This is a genomic window from Candidatus Lokiarchaeum ossiferum (genome assembly GCA_025839675.1).
Classification (GTDB): Archaea; Asgardarchaeota; Lokiarchaeia; order Sigyniarchaeales; family Promethearchaeaceae; genus Lokiarchaeum; species Lokiarchaeum ossiferum.
Genome location: CP104013.1, coordinates 2,901,467 through 2,928,396 on the forward strand (window position 1 = coordinate 2,901,467; position 26,930 = coordinate 2,928,396).

The window sequence follows — 26,930 nt, forward strand, 5'->3', positions numbered from 1 at the left end:
ACAGTAATATAGCTGTGATAATGTGGGATGGGATTATTTTTAAATGGATGCTGAAGCAAAAAAAAGGTTAATTGAACGGAGTTTTAAAGAAATTGAAGAAAAAAAGGCCCTTTTCAATAATAATCCAGAGAATTCCACCCAATATTTTGAAAAATTAAAAGATTTAATCACTTTTGAAGGTAATTTGGACCTCTCAAATTATCGAAAAAAGTATCTAGAGAGGAGATTTCTTCATCGCCTTTCTTTTTTGAACATTGAATCCTACAAGAAATATATTGATTTTGCAAAAGATAATCCTAAAGAAATATTGGAAATGAAAGATTCCCTTACCATCCATACTACCGAATGGTTTCGGGATAAAACCCCTTTCGAATTATTAAGAAAAAACATTCTTCCTAGGATATTAAAAACAAAAAAACTCGCAGCAGACAAAACTTTCAGAATTTTTTCCGCGCCTTGTAGCTCAGGGCAAGAACCATACACATTAGCCATGATTTTGGATGATATCCGTAGAGAACTTGGCATTACTACACCAATAGAAATTTATGGGTGTGATGTAGAACCGAAAATTGTCGAAAAGGCGAAAGATGGAAAATATTTTGCTCAGTATATGAAAGGAATTCCAGTAGAATTTGTGGATCGTTATTTTACACCATTACCCGATGATTGGTTTGAAATTAAGCATTCTATTAAGCGGATGGTGAAATTTTTTGTCCAAAATTTGTTCAAACCTCTTCCTTCATGGATCAAATCAATGGACGTGATACTCTGCCGGAATTTATTAATTTATATTGATCGCGACCACCAATTGCAAGTTATTCAGAATCTATCAAAAATTCTACGCAAAAATGGATATTTGATGCTAGGAAAAACTGAAAGTCTGCTTATCCTAAATACTAAAACAGATTTTATCGCGGAAAATGCCCGTGAACATCTATATCAATACACCCCATGATTTTGTGGGATGACTAAAATTGAGGGGTAAAGTTATTTTGTGATAAAATAAATAATTGTATAATGCTCCCAGTGATCAATCAGATTTTCATAGCTCTTTTGATTTTTTCGCTCATCTTGGTGTATTCAAAAGAAAATTGGGATGCAACACTTTTTATTCTGATTTTTGCTATTGTTGGAGCTCTCTTCACCAGTTTGGTATTTGAAGTTGACATTGATACCTTTTTTAACTATATTCCTCTACAAACACTAACTTTCCTCATTTTTATGGATATTTTCATTAAAATTCTGGTCAAAGATAAAGTGTTTGAATACATGACGATCCAGTTAATCCATATCACCCATGTAAATATCCGATTACTCTTCTATCTACTATGTATTGCAAGTGCCTTAATTTCTGGGATTATGGAAGATGTGTCAGTTGCTCTTATTTTCAATCCAATCATATTTCGAGCTACGAAAATTCTAAAAATCGAGACGAAACCATTTATAATGGGTATAACATCATCAATTTTAATTGGAAATTTATTAACTCCTTTTGCAACTCCTGTAAGTATAATCATTGCCTCGGGATTTGATTTGAATATGGGCTGGTATTTCAAGTATTTTTCGATTCTTTTTGTTCTCCTACTAGGTACCAGTTTATTTCTGATTGATAAATTTTTTATTAAGAAACTCCCTTCACCTTCCGATAAAGATGTTCAAATTTTGATGGTCATTATGGATCCAGAATATGTAATCGTCAATAAGAACCGATTTATCCGCTTAATTATTTACTTGGTTATATTGGTTATATGTATTGCATTTAACATCTTGCCTTTTATGGTTGTAAGTTTTATCACCATTTTTACATTACTCGTGGAGCGGATTAAATTTGATAAAGTGTTAAAAACTGCCAATTGGAACCTGTTATTTTTATATTGTGGCTTGTTTGTTTTGATCGGATGCATGGTTGAGAATGGAACAATTGGTATGATCCAAGATGGTTTAAGCTTCATTATTGGAGGCAATTTAATTATAGCCATGCTAATTATTCTTATTGTAGGTAGCCTTCTGGCAAGTTTTGTCTCTAAAAGTTTAACTTCCATCATATTTATAGCGATAATATCAACATTATTTTTGGAAACATTCACAAATACTGTAGATCAAACCCTTCTAATCCTTGCCCTTACCATTGCAATTTTAATAGGTGGAAACATGGTTCCACAAGCATCCAGCTTTATATTATTTACCATTCAGCTAGCAAAAACAGAAAAAGTACCCAGTTTAACCTATCAATCCTTTAAGAAGGAAATGGGCAAGTTTTCAGTTCTCTCCGTGTCCATCACCATTATATATTATATTTTGCTAGCAATTATCCTTAAATTGCTATAACCGAAAAGAAAAAAGAAGTTTTCAAAGTATAGGATTTAAGGATGCAATATGTTGATTGATTCCTACATTTCTAATATTTTCAATGGATACTTGAATTTCGTTATCAATATGAACCCGAAATAGCATATTAAATTTCTTACAGGGATATTCGAGATCACATTCCGCACAGGTAAAATAGCTTCGTTTGGTGGCACATTTTCGAATTCCACAGAAAGGATTTCCTCCTTTATTTCTGCACCCAGGACATTCTCCTTTAAAAAATTCCATTGATTTTAAATACCCTTTATATTTTCGTTTCATAAATGGAATTACTTTAGCCATTTCAGCAAAATTTACCGCTTCCATTTTTTCTTGTAACAGCTGAGCAGTTTCTCGAATATCTTGAAATTTTGATTTACAATCCTTGCAATTTAGCCCACAATAGGCAATATCGACTTTTTCATATTTCTGTGTTTGCAATTTTTTCCCCTCAATATATGAAAAATAAGTAATTTCTTACAAACTATAATATTAAGGAAATGAGACACTACATTTACTAGATTAGAAGAAAATTTATTGTGTCGGCCAAAAAGATTACGTTAGAGAGAAAAAAATTGATATTTAATTATGATCTTTGAGAAAGATCTACAACAATTCTAGAACTGAAGAATTTTTTAGGTTTACACGAAAAAAATTATAAAATTCCTGAAAAATCCGAGTTTAATCAAGAAATTCATTCAAGGGGAGTAAAAAAAAGAAAGGAAAGAAAAAGTTTATTCGCCTAATTCATCTAAGGAAAAACGTTCAGAAGAGGTGCCATCCTTAGTAATGGTCATAACATCCATTCCACTACCCACCATAGCATCTCGAGTCATACCGTTTTTAAGAAGTTTTTTCATTAATTCCACGCCTTTTTTAACGGTAAGGGTAGGTTTGTATTCGGCTTCCAGCATACCCGAGGCGAAATACATGGAATCACCAGCCATTCCGTAATCATCTTCGGTTAAACTACCACCTGCATCTAATGTATAAACATGACCATCTCCATTTTCTTCCACACCTGCTATGACAATCATCACATAAAGAGGTGCCATTTTGCGTTGGTAGAGATAGTTTGCAACCATTTTACCCATCGCTTGGACCGAGATCTTAAATCCTTCTCGCATCTCATAGATATTTGCTTGAGCTTGCATGATTCGGGCTAAGGCTTGGAAATCTCCAATTAATCCATAACAGGTCATAGCAACTCGTCCGTCCTTGGTCAACGGAAAGATTTTGGCAACATTTTTATTATTCACTGTGTATCCATAGGTAGATCGAGTGTCATTACCTAAAACAACACCGTCTTTGCATCTAATTGCAACTCCGAAAGCACCTGGTATCCATATTTGAGCCATTATTTTTCATCTCGAAATTTTTTCAAATTCCTATACAAAGAAGTAATAACAAACTGCTTTAATTTTTTTTGCCTTTGCAATTTAATATTAGTTTACTTTTCAAGAATAAAAAATTCCTTTTCACAAATCAAATTCAAAAATTTAATATTTTAATCAATCTAATGCTATCGATATTACCATAAAAATGATTTTGTAGGTTATTTTTGGTGAAATGAAGAATTTAGTTTACTCTTGGAATTCGATTGTAGACTTAAGACTCTAGTTTAATATTTTGTATTTTAATATATGAATTTGTAGAAATAAATTTAGAGGAGCTGAAAGCTTTTTAGCTTTATACGACATCATCTATATTATGAAAACCTATCTCAAGGAATTCGAAAACATCGGGAAAGAATATGCAAATCAATTACAAAAGCAGATGAAGATTCGTTCAATTGATGATTTTGAAAAGTTTTCGTTAGAAGAAATCCACCAACAGACGAAGATAGATATGGAACGGCTCAAGCAATGGGCCGACGTGATTGATCTATATCATATTCCAGATTTAACGACTCGAGAAGCAGAATTACTCTATTTCGCCAACATAAATTCAGTTCAAGAACTATCACACCGTCAAGCGATACGTATTTTCTATAAACTTCGTGAAATTGATATAGAAACTTACCATATCATTCTTCAACTTCCGACATTTCAAAAAATTGAAAATTGGATAAATTTTTCAAAATTAATGACAAAACGGATAAAATTTGGACAAAATATTCCAATTATCATGATCCCAGTGGTCGAATTTGATCACGCCAGTGAATTGAAGAATTTCAAAATTTTTACAGTAGAGGACTTTGTCCAAAAAAGCCCTATGATTTCAAATCTTCGAAAAAAAATCGGGATGTCGCGACACAATTTTCATATATTAGAAAATACAATAGATTTTATCAAAGTTGAAGGAATTGATCTCTATTTTGCTAATCTATTTCTTCAAGTGGAAATCGAAGGGATCAACGATTTTTTATCTTTGAATAATGATGAAATCCTTCAAAAAGTTAAAGAGATCCAGGATAATGATGAAAATTGTCCTGAAAAGTTAACTTTAAAACATATTGAGGAAATTAAACAAAAAATAATGGAGCAAAACTAAAATGGCATTACCAGATATATTAATTCAACTAACATACGTAATTATTGGAGTAATTGTATTTTTCATGGGATTTCTCTTAGTATATAAGAATTTGAAGAAAATCAATACAGTTGAGGGTGAAAAATTTAACGGTTCTGATTGGTTAGCCATGATTGGATTTGGATTGCTATTTGGCTTAGCAATGATTTTCATTGTGAATATCACTTTCGAGCTAATATTACCAGTAGAAATTCCAAGTATCGCTGGATATGTCTTAATGATAATGTTAGGGGTACTTGTAATATATCCTCTGTGGGAAGTAATTTTCTTAGGGCGACCCACAAGCGATTCAGTACATGATTTTCATAAGTTCTTGGAATCGAAAATATTAGATCGGTTTAAAGGAAAGGTGGCATATTTGGTATCTTTACTTATTTTCATAATCATCTATCTAGTTCCAATTATTATTATCAACCTAATTTCGAACGAACCTTGGCAGCAAATTGCATTTATTTGGTTCTTACTTTTTCCACTCTTCTTCTTAGCTTATTTTGCAGCTAATGGAACGGTTTCAGGAATTATAGCTAAAACTTATACAAATACAATCCCAGCCCGTGTATTGACCAAAGGAAAACTAGGAAATAAAAAAGTGATAGGTATAATAATGGTCGCTATAACTTGGATTCCTTTTATGCTAAATATCTATAATTTTGGAAATCCTATTTTGAAGGCAATTAGAGGCGTTGGAGAGATACCAACAGAATCTTCTACTAGTAGTCAGTTGGATAAATATAATGCATATATATCCCTATTTACTACAACAGTTTTTGGTATCAAAGGATTTTTCTCTAAATTCTGGAATAAGAAATCGAAAACAAAAACAATAGATTTTCTCTTTTCTGGATATTTAATGATTGGAATTGGAGTGAATATGTTATTAAGTTTCGTGCAAATTGACCCTTCCGTCGTTGCTTCCATTTTTGATTCAATTCCAATCCCATTTATTGCGTCTTTAGGAAATGTCTTCTATAATTACACACTCTTATTACCAATAATTATAATTTCAAGCGGTATAACATTCGTTTATGGAATAATCAATCTTGTCCAAGTTAACTCAGATTTTCATTCGGATATTCGTCTTCAATCAACTACCAAAGCTTTTGGAAAAATAGATCTGGATAAAATGGTCGAAAGTCGTAACGAAATGCTAGAAGATCTGGAAAAAGGAAAACAAGATAAAAAGAAGAAGGAAAAGAAGAAAAAATATGACTATGCAACCTTGTACAAATCACTTTTATTAGCTCCGAGTTATTCAAAATATGGAGTAGATCTTAACGAACAAGTTCGACAAAAGGCGGCTCAATATTTATTCCTAATGTCGGTAGATGACAGAGAAATCGCACAGAAAATAATTGAATTCATTTTTGCAGTAACGATTGAGAAAGATACAATCGAGAAGGATACAACAGAAATTCAAGAACAATATTACTTGAGCAAAGAAGCATTTGATGCTTTAGGAGAAATTGGGGAAATTTATCCAGATTTGGTTATGGAACGCCTAATTAACGCATTAGAAATTGTTGATAATTATACTCAAAGATATATTTTGGATGCACTGGGTGATATCGGAGAAACGAAGGAGAACATGAAAGTAATTTTGTCCAAAATTCTCCCATTGTTTAGCAGTAAGCGCTATGATGTGCGACTCGCGGCATTCCAAGCTATGTCAGAAATGATCTTGGAAGGAGATTCTTCGGATAAAGAATTTGTCAAGCTTGCCTTAGATGCAGTGTATACTGTCTTAAAAGATGATACTAATGAAGGGGCGATTGATACTTGTTTAGAAGCTTTAGTAAAAATGAGTGCTCGGATTGCAGATGATATAGATATTGAAAAAATTATACCCTTTTTAACCTATTCCAAAGGGAAAGACCAAGATACCACAGATTTCATAATTCAGAATGCGATTGTTATCCTCAGTTATATGGTATATTATAATATGGCCCAGTTTACAGCAATTTTGGATAATTTAAAACCATTTTTAAAGGATCAAAGAGATTTTATCCGATATGCTGCAGTAGATGCTTTGGGGAACTATATATTAAAATGTCCAGAAGATAAAATTGATGAAATTTTAGTGGAGCTATTGATTTTATCTACGAATGATGCTAATGATGATGTGGCTCATATAGCGACCGAAAGTATAGCGGAATTTTTGATCATGCATAAAGGATATAAGATCACTATCGATAACCAAGCTATTTCGATTTTAGATTATTATATGAACGCATTGGTTTCAAGCAATGTTCAAGTTACTGAAAATGCGAGTGAGGCTTTAAAACAAATATCGCCATTATATGATGAAGATATTTACCCACAACTCGAAAAGCATTTGAAAAGTCAAGAAAACTTGGAACTAGTAAGGGATTGTTTGCATGTGATTGCTGTCTCCGGAGTAGAAGAACATTTAAGCACCGATTTAGAATTGATCTACAGCTTGACAGAGCATGAGGATCCAAGTGTGCGAAGTGAAGCAATTCTGACATTAGGATTTTTGGGAAAGAATAGACCTGAAATTAAACCCGAAGTAATTGTGAAATGTCTGGACGATAAAGATCCTCAAGTTCGTAGAGAATCGATCTTTGCTTTAGGAAAAATTGGCAAGCAAAACCCAACGGCTGTGGTCCCTGTATTAATTCAAAAATTCTTCGAATTGGATCGCCACGATGAAGATAAGGTTAGTGAAGTAGAACTATATGCTGAAACCCTTGGGGAAATTGGAAAAGTGCACCCATCAAATGAAATCATAATCACATTGCAAAATGTGCTAATGGGTGATACTAATCCTTTCTCGAAGGATGTGATTGCAAGAGCCTTAGGAACCATTGGATATGGGATGATTCAATCCGGAAAAGCTATAAAACGGATTGAAAATGATGCATTCTACAATCAAATCTCATGGTTACGATCCGCTGATAAGGCAGAATATACAATTGGTAATCTTATCATTATTTTCTTAGAAGCATTACAATTGAAAGGCATTCCAGATTCAGTAATGAATGAAATTTCCGATTCGATTCAAGATTTGCTCCCAGTATTTCTTTTTGCACAAAAAGATGAGAAGAAACCAAAGAATGAAGATGTTATTTTAGAAACTATTAAATCTTTGCTTGCTCAAGCGTATTATGCAAATTATAACAATGAAATCTTGGAAACCATCGATCGAGTAGATTCTTTACTGAGTTTCAAACGGTTTTTCAAAACAGATGATGAGATCCTCCAAAAGCAATTCATATTCTACGCCACGCAATATACTGCGGATGGGAAGCAATTCCATGATCAGGGTGAAGTCTTTTTACTTTTGAAAGATCAAGATCCTGAATATCTGAAATATGCGCTAAAATCTTTTGAAATCTCTCAGCAATTATCGCCTTATGAGTTTTATACCCCCAATGCAGTGCTTCAAATGGGAATAATCCATAAGACCTTAAACAATAGAGAATTGGCAAAGCAGAAATTTGAGGAAGCACTTGAAATCTTCACTTCATTGGATGAAGTGGATAAAATGCGCGAATGCGATGCAAATTTGAAAGAATTAAGTTAATTCCCTCCACTTTTTTTACTCATCTTTTTTGATAAATCCTTTAAATTTCAATTCTAATCTAGTAACAAGTAATTTAGAAAAACAATTTTAGGATTAAAATGCGTAAAACAAATTCAATCCCACGGTCTGCGGGAATTCTCTTACACCCTACTTCCCTTCATACACCATTTGGTATAGGGGATTTTGGTTCCAAAGCAATTCATTTTATTCAATATTTAAAAAAGTGTGGTCAAAAATTCTGGCAAATCCTACCATTAGGACCTACTGGGTATGCAGATTCACCTTATCAATGTATTTCAACCTTTGCAGGGAATCCTCTTTTAATCAGCATGGATGGACTCATAAAAATGCAATTGATTACTCAAAAAGAAGTCATGCAGTGTTTCGAAACCAGTCCAGATCCCAATACTCCAGAAATTCAATGGACAATTTCTACAAAAATTAATTATCAGGCTGTGAGGAAAAGCAAATATCAAGTGTTTGAAATATCTTATAACAATTTCATAAGGTCAAACTATGAGGGGAAAACCCAATTTTTACAAGAATTTTCAGATTTTTGCCGAGAAGAAAAAGACTGGTTGGATGATTTTGTATTATTTACTTCACTAAAAAATCAGCATGACTCAAAATCTTGGATCAAATGGCCGGAAAAATATCGAAATCGACGAATTCACTCAAACGCGATTAAAGTATGGATTGCAGGACATAAAAAAGAGTTAGATTACTACAGATTTATCCAGTGGATCTTTGCGAAGCAATGGAAAGAATTAAAAACCTATGCTAATAAACAAGGCATCCAAATTATTGGAGATATGCCAATTTTTGTAGCCCATGATTCTGTAGATGTATGGAGCAATCCGGAATTATTTTCTCTTGACTCTTCCGGCATTTTGGAAACACAAGCAGGTGTCCCTCCAGATTATTTTAGCCCCACAGGACAATTATGGGGAAATCCTTTGTATAATTGGAAACAAATGGAGTTGAATGGCTTTAAATGGTTTATTAGGCGATTTAAAAAGCTAGCAGACTTTTATGATTGGATTAGAATTGACCACTTCAGAGGATTTGAAGCCTTCTGGGAAGTTGACGGGATCGCCACGGATGCAATTAAAGGAAAATGGGTAAAGGCACCAGGGGAAAAACTTTTCAAAGAAGTGGAGAAAGAATTGGGGCAGTTACCAATTTTTGCTGAGGATTTAGGCATAATTACTGCTGAAGTTGAGCAATTACGAGATAAATTTGATTTTCCTGGGATGAAAGTAATGCAATTTGCATTTGGAGACGATTCAAATAATCCGCATTTACCTCATAATGTAATTCCCAACTCAATTGTTTACTCAGGTACTCATGACAATGACACCACGGTAGGATGGTGGCAAAATGGGGCAACTAAAGAAGAAAAAGAAATGTTTATGGAATATTTAAACGCAGAAGGAATGAATATCATTGAGGATATGATCAAAGGATTATATCGAACTTCTGCAAAAATTGCAATTATACCTATTCAAGACTTATTGGGATTGGGTTCAAAATCCCGGATGAATACTCCAAGTGTAACCCAAGGTAATTGGCAATTTCGACTAAAATATGGGGATCTTTCCGAACAAAAAGCCATTTGGATACGTAAAATAGCATCCCTCTACGGAAGATTACCCGTTGACCCTAAATCATGAACGATTTATTAAATAATTTTTTACTTTCTCGTAAATTTTTGCCATTTTTTCTGTCTGCGGTAAAGTTTGATTTAAGATTTCGATATATCTTCTTTCCTTTATAATTTCAAAAGATCGAGGAAAATTTAAGTCAAATACCCAAGCGAGTTGTAAAATCTTAAAATCTGTGACCGAAACAATATCTTCATGCTTGACTAATTGATCATTCATAATCGAGGTGAAAACTTTGTCTGAAATAATTTGGGAATTGGGTAATCCTAATTCGATAGTATTTGCAAATATTGGGTCTGGATTTTGGTAGTGATCACACACGACTTTATAAATATCAATTTTATCGGCATCTCGGATGAGTTTGGTAAAGAAAATTTCCTGATCAGAAAGTTCCAGAGGAACATGAGCTACATTATGATAATTTATTGCAGAAAGGATTAAGATTTGTTCATTAGGAGGTAAAATGGCGAGTATATCTTTTTTTTGAAGAATATTAACTGCTAAATGGGCATGATTCACCGATTTCCTATCTGCAAATGTATTATATTCAAAAAATTGTTGAAAACGGCCTAAATCATGAAATAACGCAATTATCCGGGAAAGTTCCACATCATTTGGTGAAATTTTAAGATGGGAGGCAATATCTTCAATTGCCGCAATCACTCGCATGGTATGATCAATCTTCAATTGAATATTTCGATTGAAACCAAGATCAGAAGTCAGAAAAGATTGAGAATACGACGTAAACCATGATTTCATAGTTTGATAGTGATGAATCGATGCCATTGGGAATGATTGTAAAAATATACCAATCCAAATGAATTTTTGTGAATGAATTCAAGCAGAATTAAAGATATTGTTTTATTCGAAAGCAAATCAATATTCAATGGCCAAGATTCTAAAGTTATGAATTGAGGCCATTGGAATGATTACGTGAATGAATCACACCACATGAATAATGTCAATCAAAAAAAAGCACGTTTTACCATGGTGGAACAAATTAAGATCGAAGTCGGGATAATTGATATATAATATTTACTGATCTTCATATCAATCTCAGTGAATTTAGGACAAAGAACTTTACTTTTTCTTCTTATCATTGACAGCTTTCTTGTTAATTTTTGCTTTATCCTTTTTATCTTTACGATTATTTTCCATTTTCTTTTTTCGAGGCGTATTTTTTGGCATTGAATTTAGCAACTCCAATTTTATTATTACATCCAAGTTCTTTAAACCTTTAGTATCTCAATTATCTTCATTTTATGGGATTTTTGCAATATTTAGCGAACCAAAATTTCTTGAAAGTGTAAATAGTTCAATTTTACTGGAATGTTCTCAATCAGAAATTGATTTTATTTTTTTTCAAAAAAAGCATTAAATTATAGTCGTGATGAGATTATTTTTAGATTAATACCTCCATTTATTATTGCCTTAAGTTTAAATAGTTCAGTTAGAACATAGAATTAGGAGAAATGATGTATGACGGACAAAGAACCAATAGAGCGGACAAAAATCAATCAGAAACAGCCAGATTCCATACAGCCTCCCCTTAATTCAGCAGACATACATCAAAAAAAAGATCATCTAAAAAATGAAGAGGAAAGTCAGAAAATCAAAAACAAGTCTTTTTCATCTGAAAACAGTTCAATTATCACCCTAAACCAATCTAAAAGCCCGTTCTTATTCCAAAATTTGAAAAATTTTGAATCAACTATGGCAAATCAACTAAATCAATATTATCCTCACTACAACCCCCTTTTTGAGATATTAAATCATATTAAATTTCTAAATAATGGTGAAGATCGAGAGATAGCATTGAAAAAAAAACTAAATTTTTCAAATATTTTTATCCGATGTTTTGAAGGTCACGAACTACTTCCATTTCTATATACATTTAGTCAGATTGAAAACTTACCCTTCTATTATCTTGGTTTATCTGAAAAGACTGGAATGGATTTTTTCTCAAATTATGAAAAAAATGCAGAAGAAGTCATTAAATTTTTCCGAAATCTCATAAACCAATCATTTTTATTCGTTATTCCCTTGGAAGCTTTTGCTTTTGAATGGAATCACACAAATGAATCGAAAAATCGATCATCCAGCATTATTAATGAAAAACGAATTTTTTCCACGTGCCTCACACTTATTAATAACATTAGAACCCTTTGTCCATTATCTACGATTGTAATCATTGATATCAGCAAGAATATTATTCCCATTGAATTTTTTTCAAATTTCGGTTCCAGTCTAAATATTATTTTACCAGATGCAGAAAGCCGCAGAAGATTTTTAGAATCCCTATTTTCCGATTCTCCAGAAGGGGCAATTGAAGGGGAACATTTGAGCCTGCAAATGAGAAATTGGAATTATGCTCATATTCGAAATCATATTCGTTATGCAAATCACTTGTTTCAAGCCCAACAATTTACCCAAAAAAAAAATAAGCAGCAATTCGATGATAATTATATTCTCGAAATGTTAGAAAACAATAGATTCTACAATCCACAAGCATTTTTAAGCGAAAAGACAACACTTAATGATGAATCTGGTCGATCTAATGCACATGATAAATATAGAACAACTGAAAACGCTCAAATTCTTCAAACCATTAGTAATCAAACTCACTCTAATCTAGAATCCCAACTATACCAAGATGCAGCCTCGACTAATTTTGAAGAATTATGCATTACAATCGATAAACTTGCCAAGGGATTAGTCTTACAACCTCAGGAACGCAAATTGTTAGCAAATCATGCTTTCATTATGCGGGATGACCCGAATAAGGCCCTTCAAAAATTAAATAAAGCCAAAAACGCAATTGATAAAATATTACATTTAGTATAAACCAAATCTTTCCTTAGAGGTATCAAAAAATGACCGAATCGAACGATATTCTTGCCTATCCAACTTCACAATCGGAAATACAGACGATTGAAAAAAATGAGGAGAAACAAGATATTTTAGGTCCGTCCTTCGATCAGGATTTAACCAAGGTAAAAAATGTAAAAATACACAAAATTATTCTGGAGAATTTTCTCTCGTTTGAGCACGATGAGGTGATTTTTGATCCTGAATTCTCCATTATCACCGGTCCAAATGGTGCGGGAAAGAGCACCATTTATCAAGCCCTTAAATTTGTTTTAGGCTCCAATGATTATGACGGTCGTTATGGAAAATGGGCCGATTTTATCAGGTCTGGAGCAAATTCAGCCTTAGTTCAAGTACATTTTGAGATAGACTCTCAACATTATATCATTCAACGTAGCGTAGAACGAAACAAAGCACCAACATTTGCAATTCAATATCCAAAAACCAAAAAAATTCAACGAACTAACGTTAAAACGATTCGAAATTTTTCACAGACCATCAGAATTGATCCCGATAACATTTTTTCTTTTATGTCACAAGGTAATATTGATTCAATCAAGGATTTCAAAGAGGAAACTTTATGCAATTTTGTAGAGGTAGGGATAGGGGTTGATATTTTACGCCATCAAATTTTGGATCAAAAACAGAAGATTGAAGCATTAGTGCGAGAAAACACAGTATTGCAAGCGCGAAAAGAGAATTTAACGTATCAATTAGTTGAATTGGAGCCAAAATTAAAGAAACTTGAGAAAAAGAAAGAATTCCTTCAAAAACTGGATCTTTTAGAGGATGAATTATTATGGAATCAGCGAAAAGAAATTTTACAAGCCATTCAAGAGAAGGAACAAGAAATTCTCCTCCAACAAACGCGGTGTACTAATATTGCTTTGGAAATCCAGAAACTAGAAGTAGAAGTAAGTGAGAAACAAACAAAAATTAATTCCGAAAACTCATTATTGGAACAGATTCAAACAGATTTAGCCACAAAGTCTGCCCGATTACAAATTATTACAGATGAAATAACAAAAAAAACCACAGAAAAAAATAATATTGCAGAAAAAATTGAAGATTTAAGTAAGGAAATTGAACTTTATACATCCGATGCAAAAACTTGCGCAATTAAAATGGATGCGTCAAACAAACAGCTTGAGCAAATTGAAATTAAGATAAGCAATCATGAAAAAGAATTAAACACGTTTCAAGAAGAAGAACGTGAATTGAATAAAGAATTTCATACCCATCAAAAAATATTACTCGAGTACCAAGCCAAGACCTCCCAGAAACAAAATGAAATCCAACGGTTAGAAGAAATTACTAAAAGACATCAGGAATTAGAAGAAGAAATTGCCAGAAAAATTAAGGATATTAAAAAGATTAGAAACGACTTAGAAGCGTTTAGTTGGTTTATGAAAAATCCAAGATCCGATCTCCAATCTCGAATGATTGTGGTTTCTCAAAAATATGAATCTCAAATTACTCAAATCACTAACGACATTCAAGATTTAGATAAGATTTACAAAGAGATAATTGAGAAAATCGAAAAAACAAAACATTCGGTGTACGATAAAGAAATGCCCAAACCCAAAGCAATTCAATCCATGATGCAAGAAATTCGGGAGAGAAAATTACATTGTTTTGGACCCCTCATTGATTATATTTCCTTTGATGGATTATTTCAGAAAGCAATTGCATCAATATTTGGATCTCGTGTGTTAAATAGCTTCATAGCCAAGGATAATGAAACTTTTGCGCAATTGAAAAATATGGCTCAACGCTTTCGAGCTCAATGTAATATCTATTTGGAACGATCCAATCCCCTCCGGAAGCTTGCAGAACCACAAAATGCTGGGAAGAATGGTATTTTTGGATACATGGTAAACCAAATCGATTATTTAAATCCAGATATTGCGATTAAAAAAGTGATATATAGTGTCGCTAATCGAACGCTAATAGTTAAAGACCACATTACCGCTATAAATTTCGTTCAAAATTATAATTATGACTCATGGATCGTCACCTTGGATGGAGAACAAATACGACCAAAGAAATTGGTGATTGAATCAAGACCTCATTTGACAAATAAAAACCAAATAAATTTTGCTAATGTGGCTCAAGCTAAACAATATTTAATCGAACTCAATGAAAAAGCAGAAATGAATCGGAAGGAAGTTAATCAACGCAAGCAGTTACAATTAGAAAAACAGAATAAAAGGAAAATTCTCCAAACGAGATTAACCCAAATTGAAATGCTACTAACAAAATATAAGCTTCTCGAAATGGGTACTCTTCGGAAAAATAAACTCATCTCTGAACGCGAAAAAGCATATCATAAGATGGAACTGGTGAAGGAAACTTGTGTAAATTTAGACTTGGAATTAGAGAAAATCAAATCGAATCTGCCCAAAGAAACCTTATCGGGACAAGAACGACTTGAAATACTCCCCCATTTAATCCAAAATTACCAAAACGAGCTGCAACAATATCAAAATACAAAAACAAACTATAAGGAGGAACTCCAAAATCTTAAAATTGAGAAATCTACAATTGATACCAGTATATCCTTAAAAAATCAAGAAAAAGAAACTATTGAGACCAATTTAAAGAAGTTTGATGGTGAATTTTTTAACCTGTTTAAAGAAAACATGGGTTTAAAGACAGAAATAGATACCTTAAAGAAAGAAAAAACAAACCTTTCTCATCAACTCAAAGAATATATCCAATCCATTTCCATTTTGAATAAAGAAATAAGTACAAAAAATTTTGACAAGCTAAAAATTGACTTAAATATCGAAAAAATAACGGAATTTATCTCAATCAATCAGCAAAAGTTGGACCAAATAGAACTAACATTTAAAGATAAAAAAACCCATTTTGTCCAAGATCGTTCCTTTCAAGAAATTGCCACCGATATTGCATTAATCAAGAAATTTATTAGTAATTATCGTGATATTGATGATTCTATTCTTGTATCAAAAGAAAAAATAGAAAATTCAATAACTCGGATCAATGAAAAGCGAGAAATGATTCACGAAGAAATTGATGCTGCCCAAGAAGCTGAAAAAGAATTAGAAGAAGCGTATTATGTAAAATTTGAGAAATCTATTATCATTTTAGAAGAAGCTATGAATAAGAAATTTTCTGTAGCTGAACTTAATTTCCGTGTACAGTTGAAGCTGAAAGGAGAAATAAAAAACTTAGGACTCAATATCAATATTTTCTTTAAAATAGATGGAGAAGAAATGTCGTATCCATTAGCAGCTTTAAGCGGTGGGCAAAGATCCATGGTAGGAATATGTCTTATGCTTTCCTTGAATCAGCTTAATCCTTCACCTCTTAATATTTATGATGAATGTGATATGTTTCTAGATGAAAAAAATGCTCAAACTGTTGCAAAACTTGTTTATCAACTCGCTCAATCTGGAGTTCAATTTGTCATCTTAATGCCTAGTAAAAATAAAACCCTATTACAACTAGCTAATAAAGTCATAGGTGTTAGTCGAAATGGTAAAAATGGACCTTCAACAGTCCATTACAGCCGACCAATGAAAAGGAGCTAGAAAATGCCGGATCTGTCGAATTTATTGGCGAAAACGACAAGACTCAAAGATCGCATGGAAATGGACCATATTTCCCTCATTGAAGAAGATCTGAAATCGATTTTCATAGAATTGAAAGAATTAATATCTCCGAGTGATTTAGATCTTGGGATTTCTGTCATGCAAAATGGTACATTGATGCTAGAACAAAAGATTGAAGAAGTGAAACGTTTCATCAATTATTTAACACAAAAGGATCAAATTTTTCAATTTATCACTTCAACTGCGACGGATCACCAACTAGCAACTATTTTATCACAAGTATGGCATGAACCCATTCAATTACCCTATTTATCAATGAATTATCTCGTTGGAAATTGGGCAAAATTAGTAAGAGATAAAAAAATTCACCACACGAAATCAATTCAAGAGATTTCTCCGATTGAAAAGAAAACAGTGGGGAGTTTCACAGATTTTAGTGATCCCTTTGAAGAACAAATGTTAAGTTATTTAGATCGAATAAAGCCGATCTTACCTGCCACCATGGATGATATTTTAGGACATTTTGATAATCCAGATAAATATTTCGAACAATTTTCATATATCCTTCATCTATTGCAAGAAGGATATCTTTACTTTAAAAAATCGACCCAACAATTTATAAAAGGTGAAATTCAAACTGAATGAGTACGCTATTCTATTCCACTTACTATCCAGACAACAAAGTGACAATTCTTTACCCGGTAAAATACTAATTGGTTCCCATTCAGAAGAATTAAAGGATAAATTAGGAATGAAAGGCAAAATTGGCCAAGATCAATATCAAAGATTATTAGAGCAGTTTGCAGAAAATATAAAACCTTTTGGATTAAAAATTCGCCAAAATCCGTTCAATCATTATTGGTATCTAACCCAAAACCATGATATTCAAAACTTATTCGCAGGAAATCCATTTTCTAATAAAACACGGTTAGCCGCTACCTTTACGGTGATTCTTTCATTGTGCCTAATCAATTCAGGATCCACAGATCTGGGCACAATCCAAAAAGTACGGAAAAAAATGGATATTCAGGGTGATGTGGAAGAATTATGTCAACTATATTTACTTAAACAGTCTGGAAATCAAGTTAAAATTCATGAAAACGTAGGATATTATCTTGATCTAGACCAATTTTCTCAATTCATGGAAACAGAAGCCTATCGAGCAGGAAATTTAAAGAAAGATCCCTAATATTAATAACCATAAGGGGAGTAGTCATATTATCTAGATAATATCGTAATAATTGACATGTTTTTTACAAAGACTAGAATATTTTTCGTTAGAGGATAACCTTGGGAATATTTACAAAGAAAAAACAATCTGGACTCTCATCACGCTATAATAAAGAAGTACATATCAAACAAATTACGATTAATTCTCACCGTGACTTTACCGTTCTTCGTCACAATCTTCTGGATGGAAACATCATGATATGTAATTTAAAACCCCTAGTGCAAATAGCAAAAAAAGATCGTACGAATCAGGATTTGCATAATTCATTACAAAAAATTAAACATTATTGCATTCAAAATGGGGCTATGGTCTCAAAATTAGAAGAGAGTTTACTACTTATTACACCTAATTCTGATTTCTTGATCAATTCAGTATAATTTTACGACTTAAATTTATCAAAGAGGGAACCTAAATCATTTTTTCCCAGATTTTCTAACACATCAATTAAATGATCGAGGGTGACGAACTTTTGAGACCAATCGGCTTCGTCCACAGCTCGGATCAAACCGGGTTCAAAAATTGCGCAAGAATATTCCAATCCTTTTGTGCCAGCAATTTGCTTTGGTTCAATTCGAAGATTACTGGGATAAAATTTATGCATTGTATCATCAAAAACTCGCCCTTGAACATCAAAATAGCGTGAAGTAGATTCATTAGATTTAACAATTCCAACCCCAACCGAAAATGTAAAAGAAGAATCGATATTCTGTTCTTGAATTACAATTGCTTCAGCATCATTTTGGGGAAATGGGGTAATTTTTGCTTTTTTTTTTAGAAGAGATTTAATATATTTTATTTTAGTTAGTAAATTCATTTTTTTAGTTCCAATTTTATTTTTACAAATCAATTAAAATTAAACTCGAATAAAGAAGTTATCAATAAATAAGCTTTTTAAATCCATACGACAAAATAAAACACTAGAGAAAAAAATGCCAGAAACAGAAACTGGGACAGTCAAATGGTTTAGCCCGCGAAAAGGGTATGGGTTTATTATTCGTGATAGTGTTGCCGAAGGAGAAGAAAATAAGGAGATATTCGTGCACTATTCTAAGGTAGAAATGGATGGATTCAAAACACTATTACCCGATCTTAGAGTTAGCTTTGAAATTTCACCAGGAAAAAGAGATGGAACAATAGAAGCGTCCAATGTAAAGATAATTCCACAAGAATTCAAAGAAACAAACTAATTCTAAATCGTCTTAGTTATGAGGAAAAAAAGAACTACTTATCTCTTTAAACGTTCAATAATAGCTGAAGTTAATATCAATTCGTATTTTAAAAAGTTATGACCACCTCGCTGTGTTACTAACCAGTTTTCTATAGGAATTTCAGAAGCGGTAATGTTTTTTTTAAAGTTTATAGCTGATATTACTTTATCATTGAGAGAGTGGATAAGAAAAAGGCTTTTCGCTGCATATTTTTGCCAATCAACGGTGGAAGTAAATTCTTTTTTCTTTTCTAAAATTTGTAATTCGGGAGAAATTTCTTTTTTTATTTTAGGAAGTGGATTAATAGGAACACCAAAAAAGGTGTATCGAAGCCAAAACCACCAATTTCGTTTGAAAGGAATAGGCGATGAGGGCATAACATCCGAATAATCTCCAATACATGCCACTGCAACGATCTTCTCGACACTTAATCCTTGAAATAGTAAACCTTGTTTGATTGATGCAACCGAACCTAAGGAAATTCCAACCAAATATATAGAGCGACCTTTGAATGCCTCATGATCTTGAAGAAAACGAATTATATCACCCAAGTCATGTGTGATTTCAACAAACTGATTATTTTTTCCTGCTTTACGCGAACCACTGACTCCTCGACAGTCATAAGCAATCACATCATAGCCAGCAAGAGCAATAGGAACTGTATAATGTCGAACATATTTTGAATCATCGGAAAATCCATGAGAAAAAATCACAATGGGAGATTTTTGGGAAGTTCCATTCCAATGAAGTAATTCACCATTTAAAAATGACTCAATTTCTAAATTTTCAGTAGGCTTTTCCATTTCCCAAGTGAGTGGGAAAAGAAAAGGAGTTATAGTCACATTGGGATGATTTACGTGTTTTCCGTACCATCGAAATTGCCAAAAATCACGCATTTCAAAATATAATGCCCAACATACCCACCATAGGATAAAAGTGAAGAGAGAAAGCAATAAATCTCCAACAATAGGGCCTTGATTCGATTGAAATAACACATAATTTACATAAAAAATGAAACTTGCTAGGATTAAACCAAGAATAAATAACAAATAATGTTTAGGTCGTATGATCATGATTTTCTTCCTAAGATAAATTTCTTCCCAATGTCTCTTTAAATTTTGCAAATTGATCGGATGATAGGGGGAAAGACTTCTTATTAGAGAACAAAGTAAAATAATAATCTTGATCTTGAGGACATAATTTACTTCCCCCCCGTATTGTTGGTTCCCATGATAATATAGTAGTTATTAATTTTTGTGGGGCTTGATAGATAACACCAAGTAAAATATCACAAATATCCAGAATAATTTTAATTTCGGAAGAATTAAACCGATTATGGCTTGAATCAAAATTTAGAAACAAATTTTTCATCAAACAACTTGCAAGCTCATCAATTATTTGATTATACAAATCTAACTTCTCAATTAGATTATCAGGGAGGGGAAATGCTCTCCATATATCAGTATTCATATGGCGTCCATCGCTATAGATTCGATACCATGTATAAAAAAAGGAACTGTTGAATACAAGGAGAAGCCAATTTCTTAAATAAAGATTTGATACAAGAATATTGCTTGCTGCAATTTGGGTTCCATAATAAGGAATTTGATCCCAAGCATTGTACCAGTAATTTCCAGATATTCGATACCATATAACTTCTCCTTTATTAATTTTAACTGGATCCAATTTTTGTTTCAAATCAACAGGTGCCCGTAATAGTATAGGAGCAGAAAGAATATCACCAAGTACCACATAACGACTGGTGTGAACAGAATTTTTGGATGAACTATACGACTGGAATAAAAAAAGCATAGATTGAATTACAGGATCCCCACATTTCGGTAGACGGTGCTTCTGATTGAAAGATGTAGAAATTATTTTCCCTAACAAGAAATCATTGGCTTTTAGATAGGAAAGATGATCTAAGGAAGGTTTCTTTCTATACATTGAGGTGGTATAGACAGGATAAAAGTGATTAGAACTATCTTTAGTATTCTTACAAGGATCAACTTTGAAAAGACCTTGAAGTAACGAAATCGATTGGGTCATCCCTTCAAAAAAACGACATTTATCCCGGTCAAAAGACGCAATCAATGAGACTTTATATGTTGAAGCAAGTTTTGCGCGAGTTTGTGAGAGATCTTTGCTAAAACAGAGGACATATGAAGTGATAAAATTCAGAACTCCTTTTTCTCGATTCAAATTTAAGGCTCGTTCGATAAATACAGAAGAAATTTCTTTTGGGAAAGAAGCATATTGAGAAACGAAATGTTTTTCTTTGGGAGAAAGCAAATTTCCATAGGGAGGATTACCTAAAATGACATGAAATCCAGGAGAAACACTATAGTTATTGGAAAATGTATGGGATAAATTATTCGTCTTTCTGTTAGTTGAACTAGGTTGAGGAGGGCGAAGAAATATTTCCGGAAATTCTATCAACCAATGAAATAATTCTTGATTGTTTTCATCGGATTTGTTTTTTGAAGGAATATGATACAACAAATTGCATAAATTCTTTGTGTTATGGTATATTTCCTTATAGTATTTTTCAAGTAAAGAATAATGTTGTGTTCCCACTTCATTAAGTAAAATTAAGCGTGAATTTAAATTGAGATTTAGAATTTCCCTCATTTCGTCAATTAAATGTGAAATTTTTTCAACCTTGATTATTGAATAAGATTCTTCATTGCGATGATGAAGGTTAGGATATAACCGAAGAAATTCTTTAGCATATTTTTGGGATTTTAAGTTAATTTTATAAAGTTCTATTGCATTGCGAATAATTTGTTTTAGAATCTTGGTAAAATCATCCATAATTAAAGAATTAAATGTGAATGAATCTTTCTCTTCAATTTTATTTTGAAGTTCTTCTATACTTAAAATTCCTGTTAACGAATTTCCCCTTCTAATATTAAGCTTTACTGGAACGAGACCTTCGATTTTAACAAATTTGTACATTTTTGAAGAGATTAAAGTCATAAAACACCTTAACTTTGCAATAATTACAGCTTCAGGGTTGATATCCACCCCGTAGATCTGTTTTGGAAGCAAAATGTTTAGGGATATAATAAATTGGAACTGTTTCAATGAGGGAAAATCGGTGAAATATGGCTGAAATAAGGATTGTGATAATAAAAACGACTTTACTTTTTCAGATGATTGAATCTTGGCAAGATTCCACCAAAATTCATAAATCTCTTGAAGCTTTTTAATAGCACCTATCAAAAAATGACCTGAACCCATGGCGGGATCTAGTATCCGAAGAGAGGTCAGAACATAATAGAGAGAAATAAGCCAATTTTCTTGTTCTTTGAAACTTAATGAATCGTATTCAATTTGAAGAAGCTGCAAAATTGAATGAGACATATTAAAAGGAAAAGGATCTTGAACAATAGAGTTCTTAAAAATTTGATAAAATGATAATTGATGAAAAATAGCTTTTTTTGCTAAAAACTGAGTTATATTTTGGGGAGTGTAAAAAGCACCGGTAGAAGCACGAGTTTTTTCAGACATAAGATGCTCATACAGAGCACCTATTGTATATTCAGTGATTTTCCCAATATTCGCTTCATATAATTGAAAACAATTTACTAAGGGAAGTGTATCAGGAAGACTGGAAGCCAAACCACGCAAAGATCCAAATTTGATATTCTTGCTATTGAAATTTTCACAAAAATAGCCATTGTCTCCAAAAGCATATTGAATAAAGCCTCCCCAATCATTATTGCGAATGTTCATTTGTAAAGGTTGAAAGGGGAAGAATTCTTGCCAATCGGCTTCAATTTTATGCGAAACAAAAATAGAATTAAAAATGTGAGTTAAAATCGTGCAATATTGCATGTTAGGGGGGCTATGATTTGAAAGATATGCTTCCATTTTAGGATCACAAGAAGAAGAGAGCTTAACCATCCATTGTGGGTGTGAAAAAAAACTTTCTTGATCCAAACGCCAAACCCACATCATTAATAAAATAAACTGATCGATATTTTTTGAAGTAACTGAATAAAGAGCAAGCGATTGCAAATATTTTTTGGTCTTCTGAAAGAGAACTAAAAAAAAGCGGATAGAAGTAATTTTATTCTTCAATTTCTTTCAATTCAACAATAGTTTTATCACGTAATATGGTAGGCTTTGCAGATAATCGCATTTCATCAAGACTGAGTTGTTGTTTAGTGTTTTGCACAGTATGCTTTAATATCACGCGAATATTAATTCCAATTGCTGCGGTTGAACTTATCCAGGCAATGCACATCCACATTACAAATAGCATAATTTGTAATCGAGGGATCAAATAAGGATCAGTATACCCAGAATCTAAGCTGAAAATTGCGATTCCTTTTTGAAGATAAAAGAAAACTCCAAGAATAATTCCTTCACTTACAACCGCACAGATGATCAAGAAAATTCTTCGAGTGATGAGGGAATTAAGTGCATAAACACCTCCAATTCCAATTGTTATCCATGCAAAAATGATAGAAAGGGCAAAATTTTCTTCAAAAACTTCATGCGACGGCATTAATATATTATTCTCTATAGTCCAGCCAATAACGCGAAAGCTGTTGATGAGAATTAATAAGAAAGAAAGAGAATAAAGTAACCCTAAAATCATAAGAAAATTCATGGATATAGTGCGATCTTCCTTAAATCGAGATGCATCAATATTTTCTCCTAAAAGAAGATCAATTTCTGCTTGAATTTTTAAAGGAATGGCATCAGAAAGAATTTCTAAGGAGTAGGAAGGAAATTTGTTTAAAATATCTTGACTGCTTTGGAGACCTTGTTCTCGTTCCTCTGCTTTGCATTTCGATCCAGAATAAAAATAAACTTTACGTTGGTCATTTTCGATAAGCAATGCGACATCATGAGGGAATAAATCTTCCGCTTCAATCCAGTCTTGCTTTGCGTGATCATAGATATAAACAAACATTATACTAATATTATTGCTTCAGTTAATAAAAAATTTGATCACTGAAAATTAAATTCAAAGAGTAAATAAAAAACAAACTACAAGGATGATTTGATCTGTTTTGCTCGAGTTCGTAAAGTTACTTCAGTTATTCGCGCAGTATCGGCAATTTCAGTCTGTGTTTTTCGTTCAACTGTTGGTTTAGCGGCCAGATACAATGCTGCTGCCGCCAATCCTTTAGGGTCTTTTCCCATCTTTTGAAGGCCATGTTTAAGTGCTAAGCGAAGTAAATCTGAAGCCTTTTTTTGAATACTTACGGAAATATTAAGATCATTTCCAAATCGGAATACAAGGGGTTCTGGGGAAACTGGTCGATATTTCATATTCAGAACTGGAAGCACATTCCGTACAACTAAACCTAATGATCTGTGAACCCCTCTTAAAGGAAGCATTGCAACATCCACAATTTCTTCTAATAAACGTGGAAAGTTATGAATTCGAATTGCGGCATAAGTAGAAGCAGCAACAAAAGAATCTATTGACCGTCCCATTGTTAATTTTTGTTTGGCGACTTCAGAGTAGATCTTCCACGCAGTTTCTAAGATATGATCGGGAATATTAAGCTTTTTAGCTAATTGATTAATTTTTGGTCGTGCTTCCCAGAAATTTCGTTCAAGGGAATTTACTAACGATCCTTGAATTTTGGAGAGCCTGTTGAACATTGATTTCTGCTTCCCGACTAAAGCTTGTCCTTTGGAATCAGAACTATTCACACCAATTACTGTTCGTGGACCATAATTTCTCCAACGAGGTTCGGTTCGCCGACGATTTTTAACTTCATCGGCTGTATAAGCCCGTTTTTCAGCAGAAACATAAGCACGTCCTAAAACTAAACCACAGTTAGTGCACACACGCATACCTTCATTATTGACAAGTATTTCAGGAGTAGGGCAGCATTGTTCATCTTCATAATCTTTTTCATAAAATCTTGGAATGGCCATAGTGAATCAGTTGTTTTGATTGTTTAGTAATTGATAATTATTAATAGAAATTTGCCCATTATAGTCCCACAGAACTGTAATTTTTAGTTATTTCTATATATTTTGTAGTCATACACATATTAATCTGTTCGCATTATAAAAATTTCAAGGCTTCCAACACAGAATTCAACACCCAAAACCAATAAAAATCGATTCACCATTTTCTAGAAATTCAAGAAATTAGTTGTCAATGGAATAATTCCAATTCTCTAATGAATTAACACAAATGTCAAAGCTAAAAGCTAATTTAATCGGAATTTTTCCAAAAAAAGACAAAAGTATTGGAAATAAAAGCAAAAAAAGACAAACATTCATTTTTGTAATAATTTCTTTATATACAACTTCAATCGTTTAAATAGAAATTATAAAATAAAAATAAAAAAAAGAGATTATCCCTTAGTTACTCCAATTGGAACTAAACGTGCCACTTTCTTCACGATTCCTAAATTATGAGATACACCAACAACTTCATCAATGTTTTTGTAAGCAAGAGGAGCTTCTTCCGCGAGCACTTTCAAGGATGCGGCTCTAACAGATATTCCTCGATCATTTAATTCTTGTTTGATATTTTTACCAAAGAATTTGCGTTTTGCTTTGGATCGACTCATTTCTCGTCCTCCACCATGTGCTGTTGACGCAAAACTGAGATCCATTGCTTTTTGTTGACCCACACATAAGTAAGATGAAGTCCCCATAGAACCAGGAATTAAAACGGGTTGACCAATTTCACGATAATTTAAAGGTACATCCTTATGACCGGGTGGAAATGCGCGAGTAGCACCTTTTCGGTGAACATTTACCATTCCCCGTTTTCCATCTCCAAGATCATGTTCTTCTTGTTTCAAAATATTATGGGCTAAACCATAAACTAATTCCATATCCTCTGGTTTCACGTTTAAAACGTTATTAAATGCCCCACGAGCCCAATGCATGATTATATGACGATTGGTCCAAGCAAAATTAGCCGCAGCGCGCATTTGAGCTAAATATCTATCAGCTTCTTTAGTTCCAGATATTACATAACCAAGTTCTCGATCAGGAGCAATAATTCCCTCCCGATGCATCAAATGATCAATTTCTTGCAAAGAATCGGTACAAATCTGGTGACCCATGGCCCGACTTCCGGTATGAATCATAACGGTGACTTGATCTTTCTCAATACCCATAATTTTTGCTGCAACGGGATCCAGTATTTCAGCCACTTTTTGAATTTCAATAAAATGATTACCCGATCCTAAAGAACCTAATTGTCGAATTCCTCGGGCTTTTGCTTTTGCTGAGACTATTGAACTATCAGCACCTTGGGTAAACCCATTATCTTCACAATTCACACGATCTTTCTCGAATCCATACCCATTATCAATTGCCCAATTTATCCCTTCATCCAGAACTCTATCGAGATCCGTATTTGTAATTTTCAACTTTCCACGAGAACCCAATCCACTTGGAATCGCTTGAAATAAGGCTTCTGTCAATTCAGGAAGTACTGGAGCAACTTCAGCATATTTTAGGGGTGTTCGTAATAGCCGAACCCCGCAATTAATATCATACCCCACTCCCCCTGGTGAAATAGCCCCCCCTTCAACATCGGTCGCAGCCACCCCCCCTATACAAAACCCATACCCTTGATGGGCATCGGACATCGCAATCACTTGTTTTCGAATTCCAGGTAAGCACGCTACATTCGTAATTTGGTCAACACTTTTATCTCGTGCAATTCGTTCCATTAAATATTCGTTAGCATATATACGAGCCGGCACAGCCATTGTAAAATTCATAATGGTTTCATTAAACTTTACAACTTTCATTTCCGGGGAAACCTCATAGATGCCCTCATCAACACGTCTTGGAATCATTTGTTTAATCTCTCCTTTAAATTTCTTAGATTTACAAGATACTTATATTAAAATGAGAAGCACGCAGTTTTATCTGCATTCCCAAGAGAATAGTCCATTCAACCCAATAGTACACCATCTATCGCAAAAATGTACTAGCATTTTGAACATGTTTATA

20 protein-coding genes are annotated in these 26,930 nt (G+C 33.1%); 11 read left to right on the top strand and 9 right to left on the bottom strand.

What is annotated here, in order from left to right; all coding sequences use genetic code 11:
• Nucleotides 1–43 precede the first annotated feature (43 nt).
• Both NEF87_RS12205 and NEF87_RS12210 read left to right on the top strand, forming a co-directional pair.
• Nucleotides 44–955, top strand: coding sequence for a CheR family methyltransferase (locus tag NEF87_RS12205; protein ID WP_457920025.1), 912 nt, complete (start codon nucleotides 44–46; stop codon nucleotides 953–955).
• 62 nt (nucleotides 956–1,017) lie between these two features.
• Entirely contained in the window at nucleotides 1,018–2,328 is a 1,311-nt protein-coding gene (locus NEF87_RS12210; RefSeq protein ID WP_457920026.1) for an SLC13 family permease, read from the top strand.
• Between the two features lie 21 nt (nucleotides 2,329–2,349).
• On the opposite strand, the gene NEF87_RS12215 is transcribed toward NEF87_RS12210, so the two are convergent.
• Together NEF87_RS12215 and NEF87_RS12220 are read right to left on the bottom strand one after the other, a co-directional pair.
• Complete coding sequence (locus NEF87_RS12215) at nucleotides 2,350–2,787, bottom strand: DUF3795 domain-containing protein (protein ID WP_457920027.1); 438 nt, start codon at nucleotides 2,785–2,787, stop codon at nucleotides 2,350–2,352.
• Between the two features lie 293 nt (nucleotides 2,788–3,080).
• Nucleotides 3,081–3,704: an Ntn hydrolase family protein gene (locus tag NEF87_RS12220; RefSeq protein WP_371801642.1), complete on the bottom strand. Its 624-nt coding sequence runs from the start codon at nucleotides 3,702–3,704 to the stop codon at nucleotides 3,081–3,083.
• 352 nt (nucleotides 3,705–4,056) lie between these two features.
• Here NEF87_RS12220 and NEF87_RS12225 point away from each other — a divergent pair, with 352 nt between their 5' ends.
• The 3 genes from NEF87_RS12225 to malQ all read left to right on the top strand — a co-directional run bounded on the left by NEF87_RS12225 (nucleotide 4,057) and on the right by malQ (nucleotide 10,095).
• Entirely contained in the window at nucleotides 4,057–4,839 is a 783-nt protein-coding gene (locus NEF87_RS12225) for a DUF4332 domain-containing protein (RefSeq protein WP_371801643.1), read from the top strand.
• Between the two features lies 1 nt (nucleotide 4,840).
• Complete coding sequence (locus NEF87_RS12230) at nucleotides 4,841–8,422, top strand: HEAT repeat domain-containing protein (protein WP_457920028.1); 3,582 nt, start codon at nucleotides 4,841–4,843, stop codon at nucleotides 8,420–8,422.
• Nucleotides 8,423–8,520: 98 nt separating this feature from the next.
• Entirely contained in the window at nucleotides 8,521–10,095 is a 1,575-nt protein-coding gene (gene malQ, locus NEF87_RS12235) for a 4-alpha-glucanotransferase (protein WP_457920029.1), read from the top strand.
• Here the strand turns inward: malQ and NEF87_RS12240 are convergent.
• Nucleotides 10,090–10,872: an HD domain-containing protein gene (locus tag NEF87_RS12240; RefSeq protein WP_457920030.1), complete on the bottom strand. Its 783-nt coding sequence runs from the start codon at nucleotides 10,870–10,872 to the stop codon at nucleotides 10,090–10,092. The genes malQ and NEF87_RS12240 overlap by 6 nt on opposite strands.
• A gap of 693 nt (nucleotides 10,873–11,565) precedes the next feature.
• On the opposite strand from NEF87_RS12240, the gene NEF87_RS12245 reads away from it, so the two are divergent.
• The 5 genes from NEF87_RS12245 (at nucleotide 11,566) to NEF87_RS12265 (ending at nucleotide 18,140) form a co-directional block, all read left to right on the top strand.
• Nucleotides 11,566–12,930 (top strand): hypothetical protein, encoded by a 1,365-nt coding sequence (locus tag NEF87_RS12245; protein WP_457920031.1) that lies wholly within the window; start codon nucleotides 11,566–11,568, stop codon nucleotides 12,928–12,930.
• A gap of 29 nt (nucleotides 12,931–12,959) precedes the next feature.
• On the top strand, nucleotides 12,960–16,511 hold the full coding sequence (locus NEF87_RS12250) for an AAA family ATPase (RefSeq protein WP_457920032.1): 3,552 nt from the start codon (nucleotides 12,960–12,962) through the stop codon (nucleotides 16,509–16,511).
• 3 nt (nucleotides 16,512–16,514) lie between these two features.
• On the top strand, nucleotides 16,515–17,177 hold the full coding sequence (locus NEF87_RS12255) for a hypothetical protein (RefSeq protein ID WP_457920033.1): 663 nt from the start codon (nucleotides 16,515–16,517) through the stop codon (nucleotides 17,175–17,177).
• Entirely contained in the window at nucleotides 17,158–17,721 is a 564-nt protein-coding gene (locus tag NEF87_RS12260) for a hypothetical protein (protein WP_457920034.1), read from the top strand. Before NEF87_RS12255 ends, NEF87_RS12260 begins: the two co-directional genes overlap by 20 nt.
• Nucleotides 17,722–17,822: 101 nt before the next feature.
• Nucleotides 17,823–18,140 carry a hypothetical protein gene (locus NEF87_RS12265; RefSeq protein WP_457920035.1) on the top strand — a complete coding sequence of 106 codons (318 nt, stop codon included), beginning with the start codon at nucleotides 17,823–17,825 and terminating at the stop codon, nucleotides 18,138–18,140.
• 2 nt (nucleotides 18,141–18,142) lie between these two features.
• On the opposite strand, the gene NEF87_RS12270 is transcribed toward NEF87_RS12265, so the two are convergent.
• On the bottom strand, nucleotides 18,143–18,577 hold the full coding sequence (locus NEF87_RS12270) for a hypothetical protein (protein ID WP_371801652.1): 435 nt from the start codon (nucleotides 18,575–18,577) through the stop codon (nucleotides 18,143–18,145).
• Between the two features lie 115 nt (nucleotides 18,578–18,692).
• Between NEF87_RS12270 and NEF87_RS12275 the strand changes: the two genes are divergently transcribed.
• Nucleotides 18,693–18,950: a cold-shock protein gene (locus tag NEF87_RS12275; RefSeq protein ID WP_371801653.1), complete on the top strand. Its 258-nt coding sequence runs from the start codon at nucleotides 18,693–18,695 to the stop codon at nucleotides 18,948–18,950.
• A 38-nt stretch (nucleotides 18,951–18,988) separates the two neighbouring features.
• Here NEF87_RS12275 and NEF87_RS12280 read toward each other — a convergent pair whose 3' ends face one another.
• The 5 genes from NEF87_RS12280 to NEF87_RS12300 all read right to left on the bottom strand — a co-directional run bounded on the left by NEF87_RS12280 (nucleotide 18,989) and on the right by NEF87_RS12300 (nucleotide 26,773).
• A complete protein-coding gene (locus NEF87_RS12280; protein WP_457920036.1) occupies nucleotides 18,989–20,044 on the bottom strand; it encodes an alpha/beta hydrolase in 1,056 nt (351 codons plus the stop codon).
• Nucleotides 20,045–20,054: 10 nt separating this feature from the next.
• Nucleotides 20,055–22,847: an Eco57I restriction-modification methylase domain-containing protein gene (locus NEF87_RS12285; protein ID WP_457920037.1), complete on the bottom strand. Its 2,793-nt coding sequence runs from the start codon at nucleotides 22,845–22,847 to the stop codon at nucleotides 20,055–20,057.
• 199 nt (nucleotides 22,848–23,046) lie between these two features.
• Nucleotides 23,047–23,898 carry a hypothetical protein gene (locus NEF87_RS12290; RefSeq protein ID WP_457920038.1) on the bottom strand — a complete coding sequence of 284 codons (852 nt, stop codon included), beginning with the start codon at nucleotides 23,896–23,898 and terminating at the stop codon, nucleotides 23,047–23,049.
• Nucleotides 23,899–23,975: 77 nt separating this feature from the next.
• Nucleotides 23,976–24,878 carry a transcription initiation factor IIB gene (locus NEF87_RS12295; RefSeq protein WP_371801657.1) on the bottom strand — a complete coding sequence of 301 codons (903 nt, stop codon included), beginning with the start codon at nucleotides 24,876–24,878 and terminating at the stop codon, nucleotides 23,976–23,978.
• Nucleotides 24,879–25,306: 428 nt separating this feature from the next.
• Nucleotides 25,307–26,773, bottom strand: coding sequence for an RtcB family protein (locus NEF87_RS12300; RefSeq protein WP_457920039.1), 1,467 nt, complete (start codon nucleotides 26,771–26,773; stop codon nucleotides 25,307–25,309).
• Nucleotides 26,774–26,930 lie beyond the last annotated feature (157 nt).

What these genes read in the sequence shown, in the direction of transcription:
- NEF87_RS12205 (WP_457920025.1), top strand. Translation starts at nt 44, where the DNA reads ATGGATGCTGAAGCAAAAAAAAGGTTAATTGAACGGAGTTTTAAAGAA.
- NEF87_RS12210 (WP_457920026.1), top strand. Translation starts at nt 1,018, where the DNA reads ATGCTCCCAGTGATCAATCAGATTTTCATAGCTCTTTTGATTTTTTCG.
- NEF87_RS12220 (WP_371801642.1), bottom strand. Translation starts at nt 3,704, where the DNA reads ATGGCTCAAATATGGATACCAGGTGCTTTCGGAGTTGCAATTAGATGC.
- NEF87_RS12225 (WP_371801643.1), top strand. Translation starts at nt 4,057, where the DNA reads ATGAAAACCTATCTCAAGGAATTCGAAAACATCGGGAAAGAATATGCA.
- NEF87_RS12230 (WP_457920028.1), top strand. Translation starts at nt 4,841, where the DNA reads ATGGCATTACCAGATATATTAATTCAACTAACATACGTAATTATTGGA.
- malQ (WP_457920029.1), top strand. Translation starts at nt 8,521, where the DNA reads ATGCGTAAAACAAATTCAATCCCACGGTCTGCGGGAATTCTCTTACAC.
- NEF87_RS12240 (WP_457920030.1), bottom strand. Translation starts at nt 10,872, where the DNA reads ATGGCATCGATTCATCACTATCAAACTATGAAATCATGGTTTACGTCG.
- NEF87_RS12245 (WP_457920031.1), top strand. Translation starts at nt 11,566, where the DNA reads ATGACGGACAAAGAACCAATAGAGCGGACAAAAATCAATCAGAAACAG.
- NEF87_RS12250 (WP_457920032.1), top strand. Translation starts at nt 12,960, where the DNA reads ATGACCGAATCGAACGATATTCTTGCCTATCCAACTTCACAATCGGAA.
- NEF87_RS12255 (WP_457920033.1), top strand. Translation starts at nt 16,515, where the DNA reads ATGCCGGATCTGTCGAATTTATTGGCGAAAACGACAAGACTCAAAGAT.
- NEF87_RS12270 (WP_371801652.1), bottom strand. Translation starts at nt 18,577, where the DNA reads ATGAATTTACTAACTAAAATAAAATATATTAAATCTCTTCTAAAAAAA.
- NEF87_RS12275 (WP_371801653.1), top strand. Translation starts at nt 18,693, where the DNA reads ATGCCAGAAACAGAAACTGGGACAGTCAAATGGTTTAGCCCGCGAAAA.
- NEF87_RS12280 (WP_457920036.1), bottom strand. Translation starts at nt 20,044, where the DNA reads ATGATCATACGACCTAAACATTATTTGTTATTTATTCTTGGTTTAATC.
- NEF87_RS12285 (WP_457920037.1), bottom strand. Translation starts at nt 22,847, where the DNA reads ATGGAAGCATATCTTTCAAATCATAGCCCCCCTAACATGCAATATTGC.
- NEF87_RS12290 (WP_457920038.1), bottom strand. Translation starts at nt 23,898, where the DNA reads ATGTTTGTTTATATCTATGATCACGCAAAGCAAGACTGGATTGAAGCG.
- NEF87_RS12295 (WP_371801657.1), bottom strand. Translation starts at nt 24,878, where the DNA reads ATGGCCATTCCAAGATTTTATGAAAAAGATTATGAAGATGAACAATGC.
- NEF87_RS12300 (WP_457920039.1), bottom strand. Translation starts at nt 26,773, where the DNA reads ATGATTCCAAGACGTGTTGATGAGGGCATCTATGAGGTTTCCCCGGAA.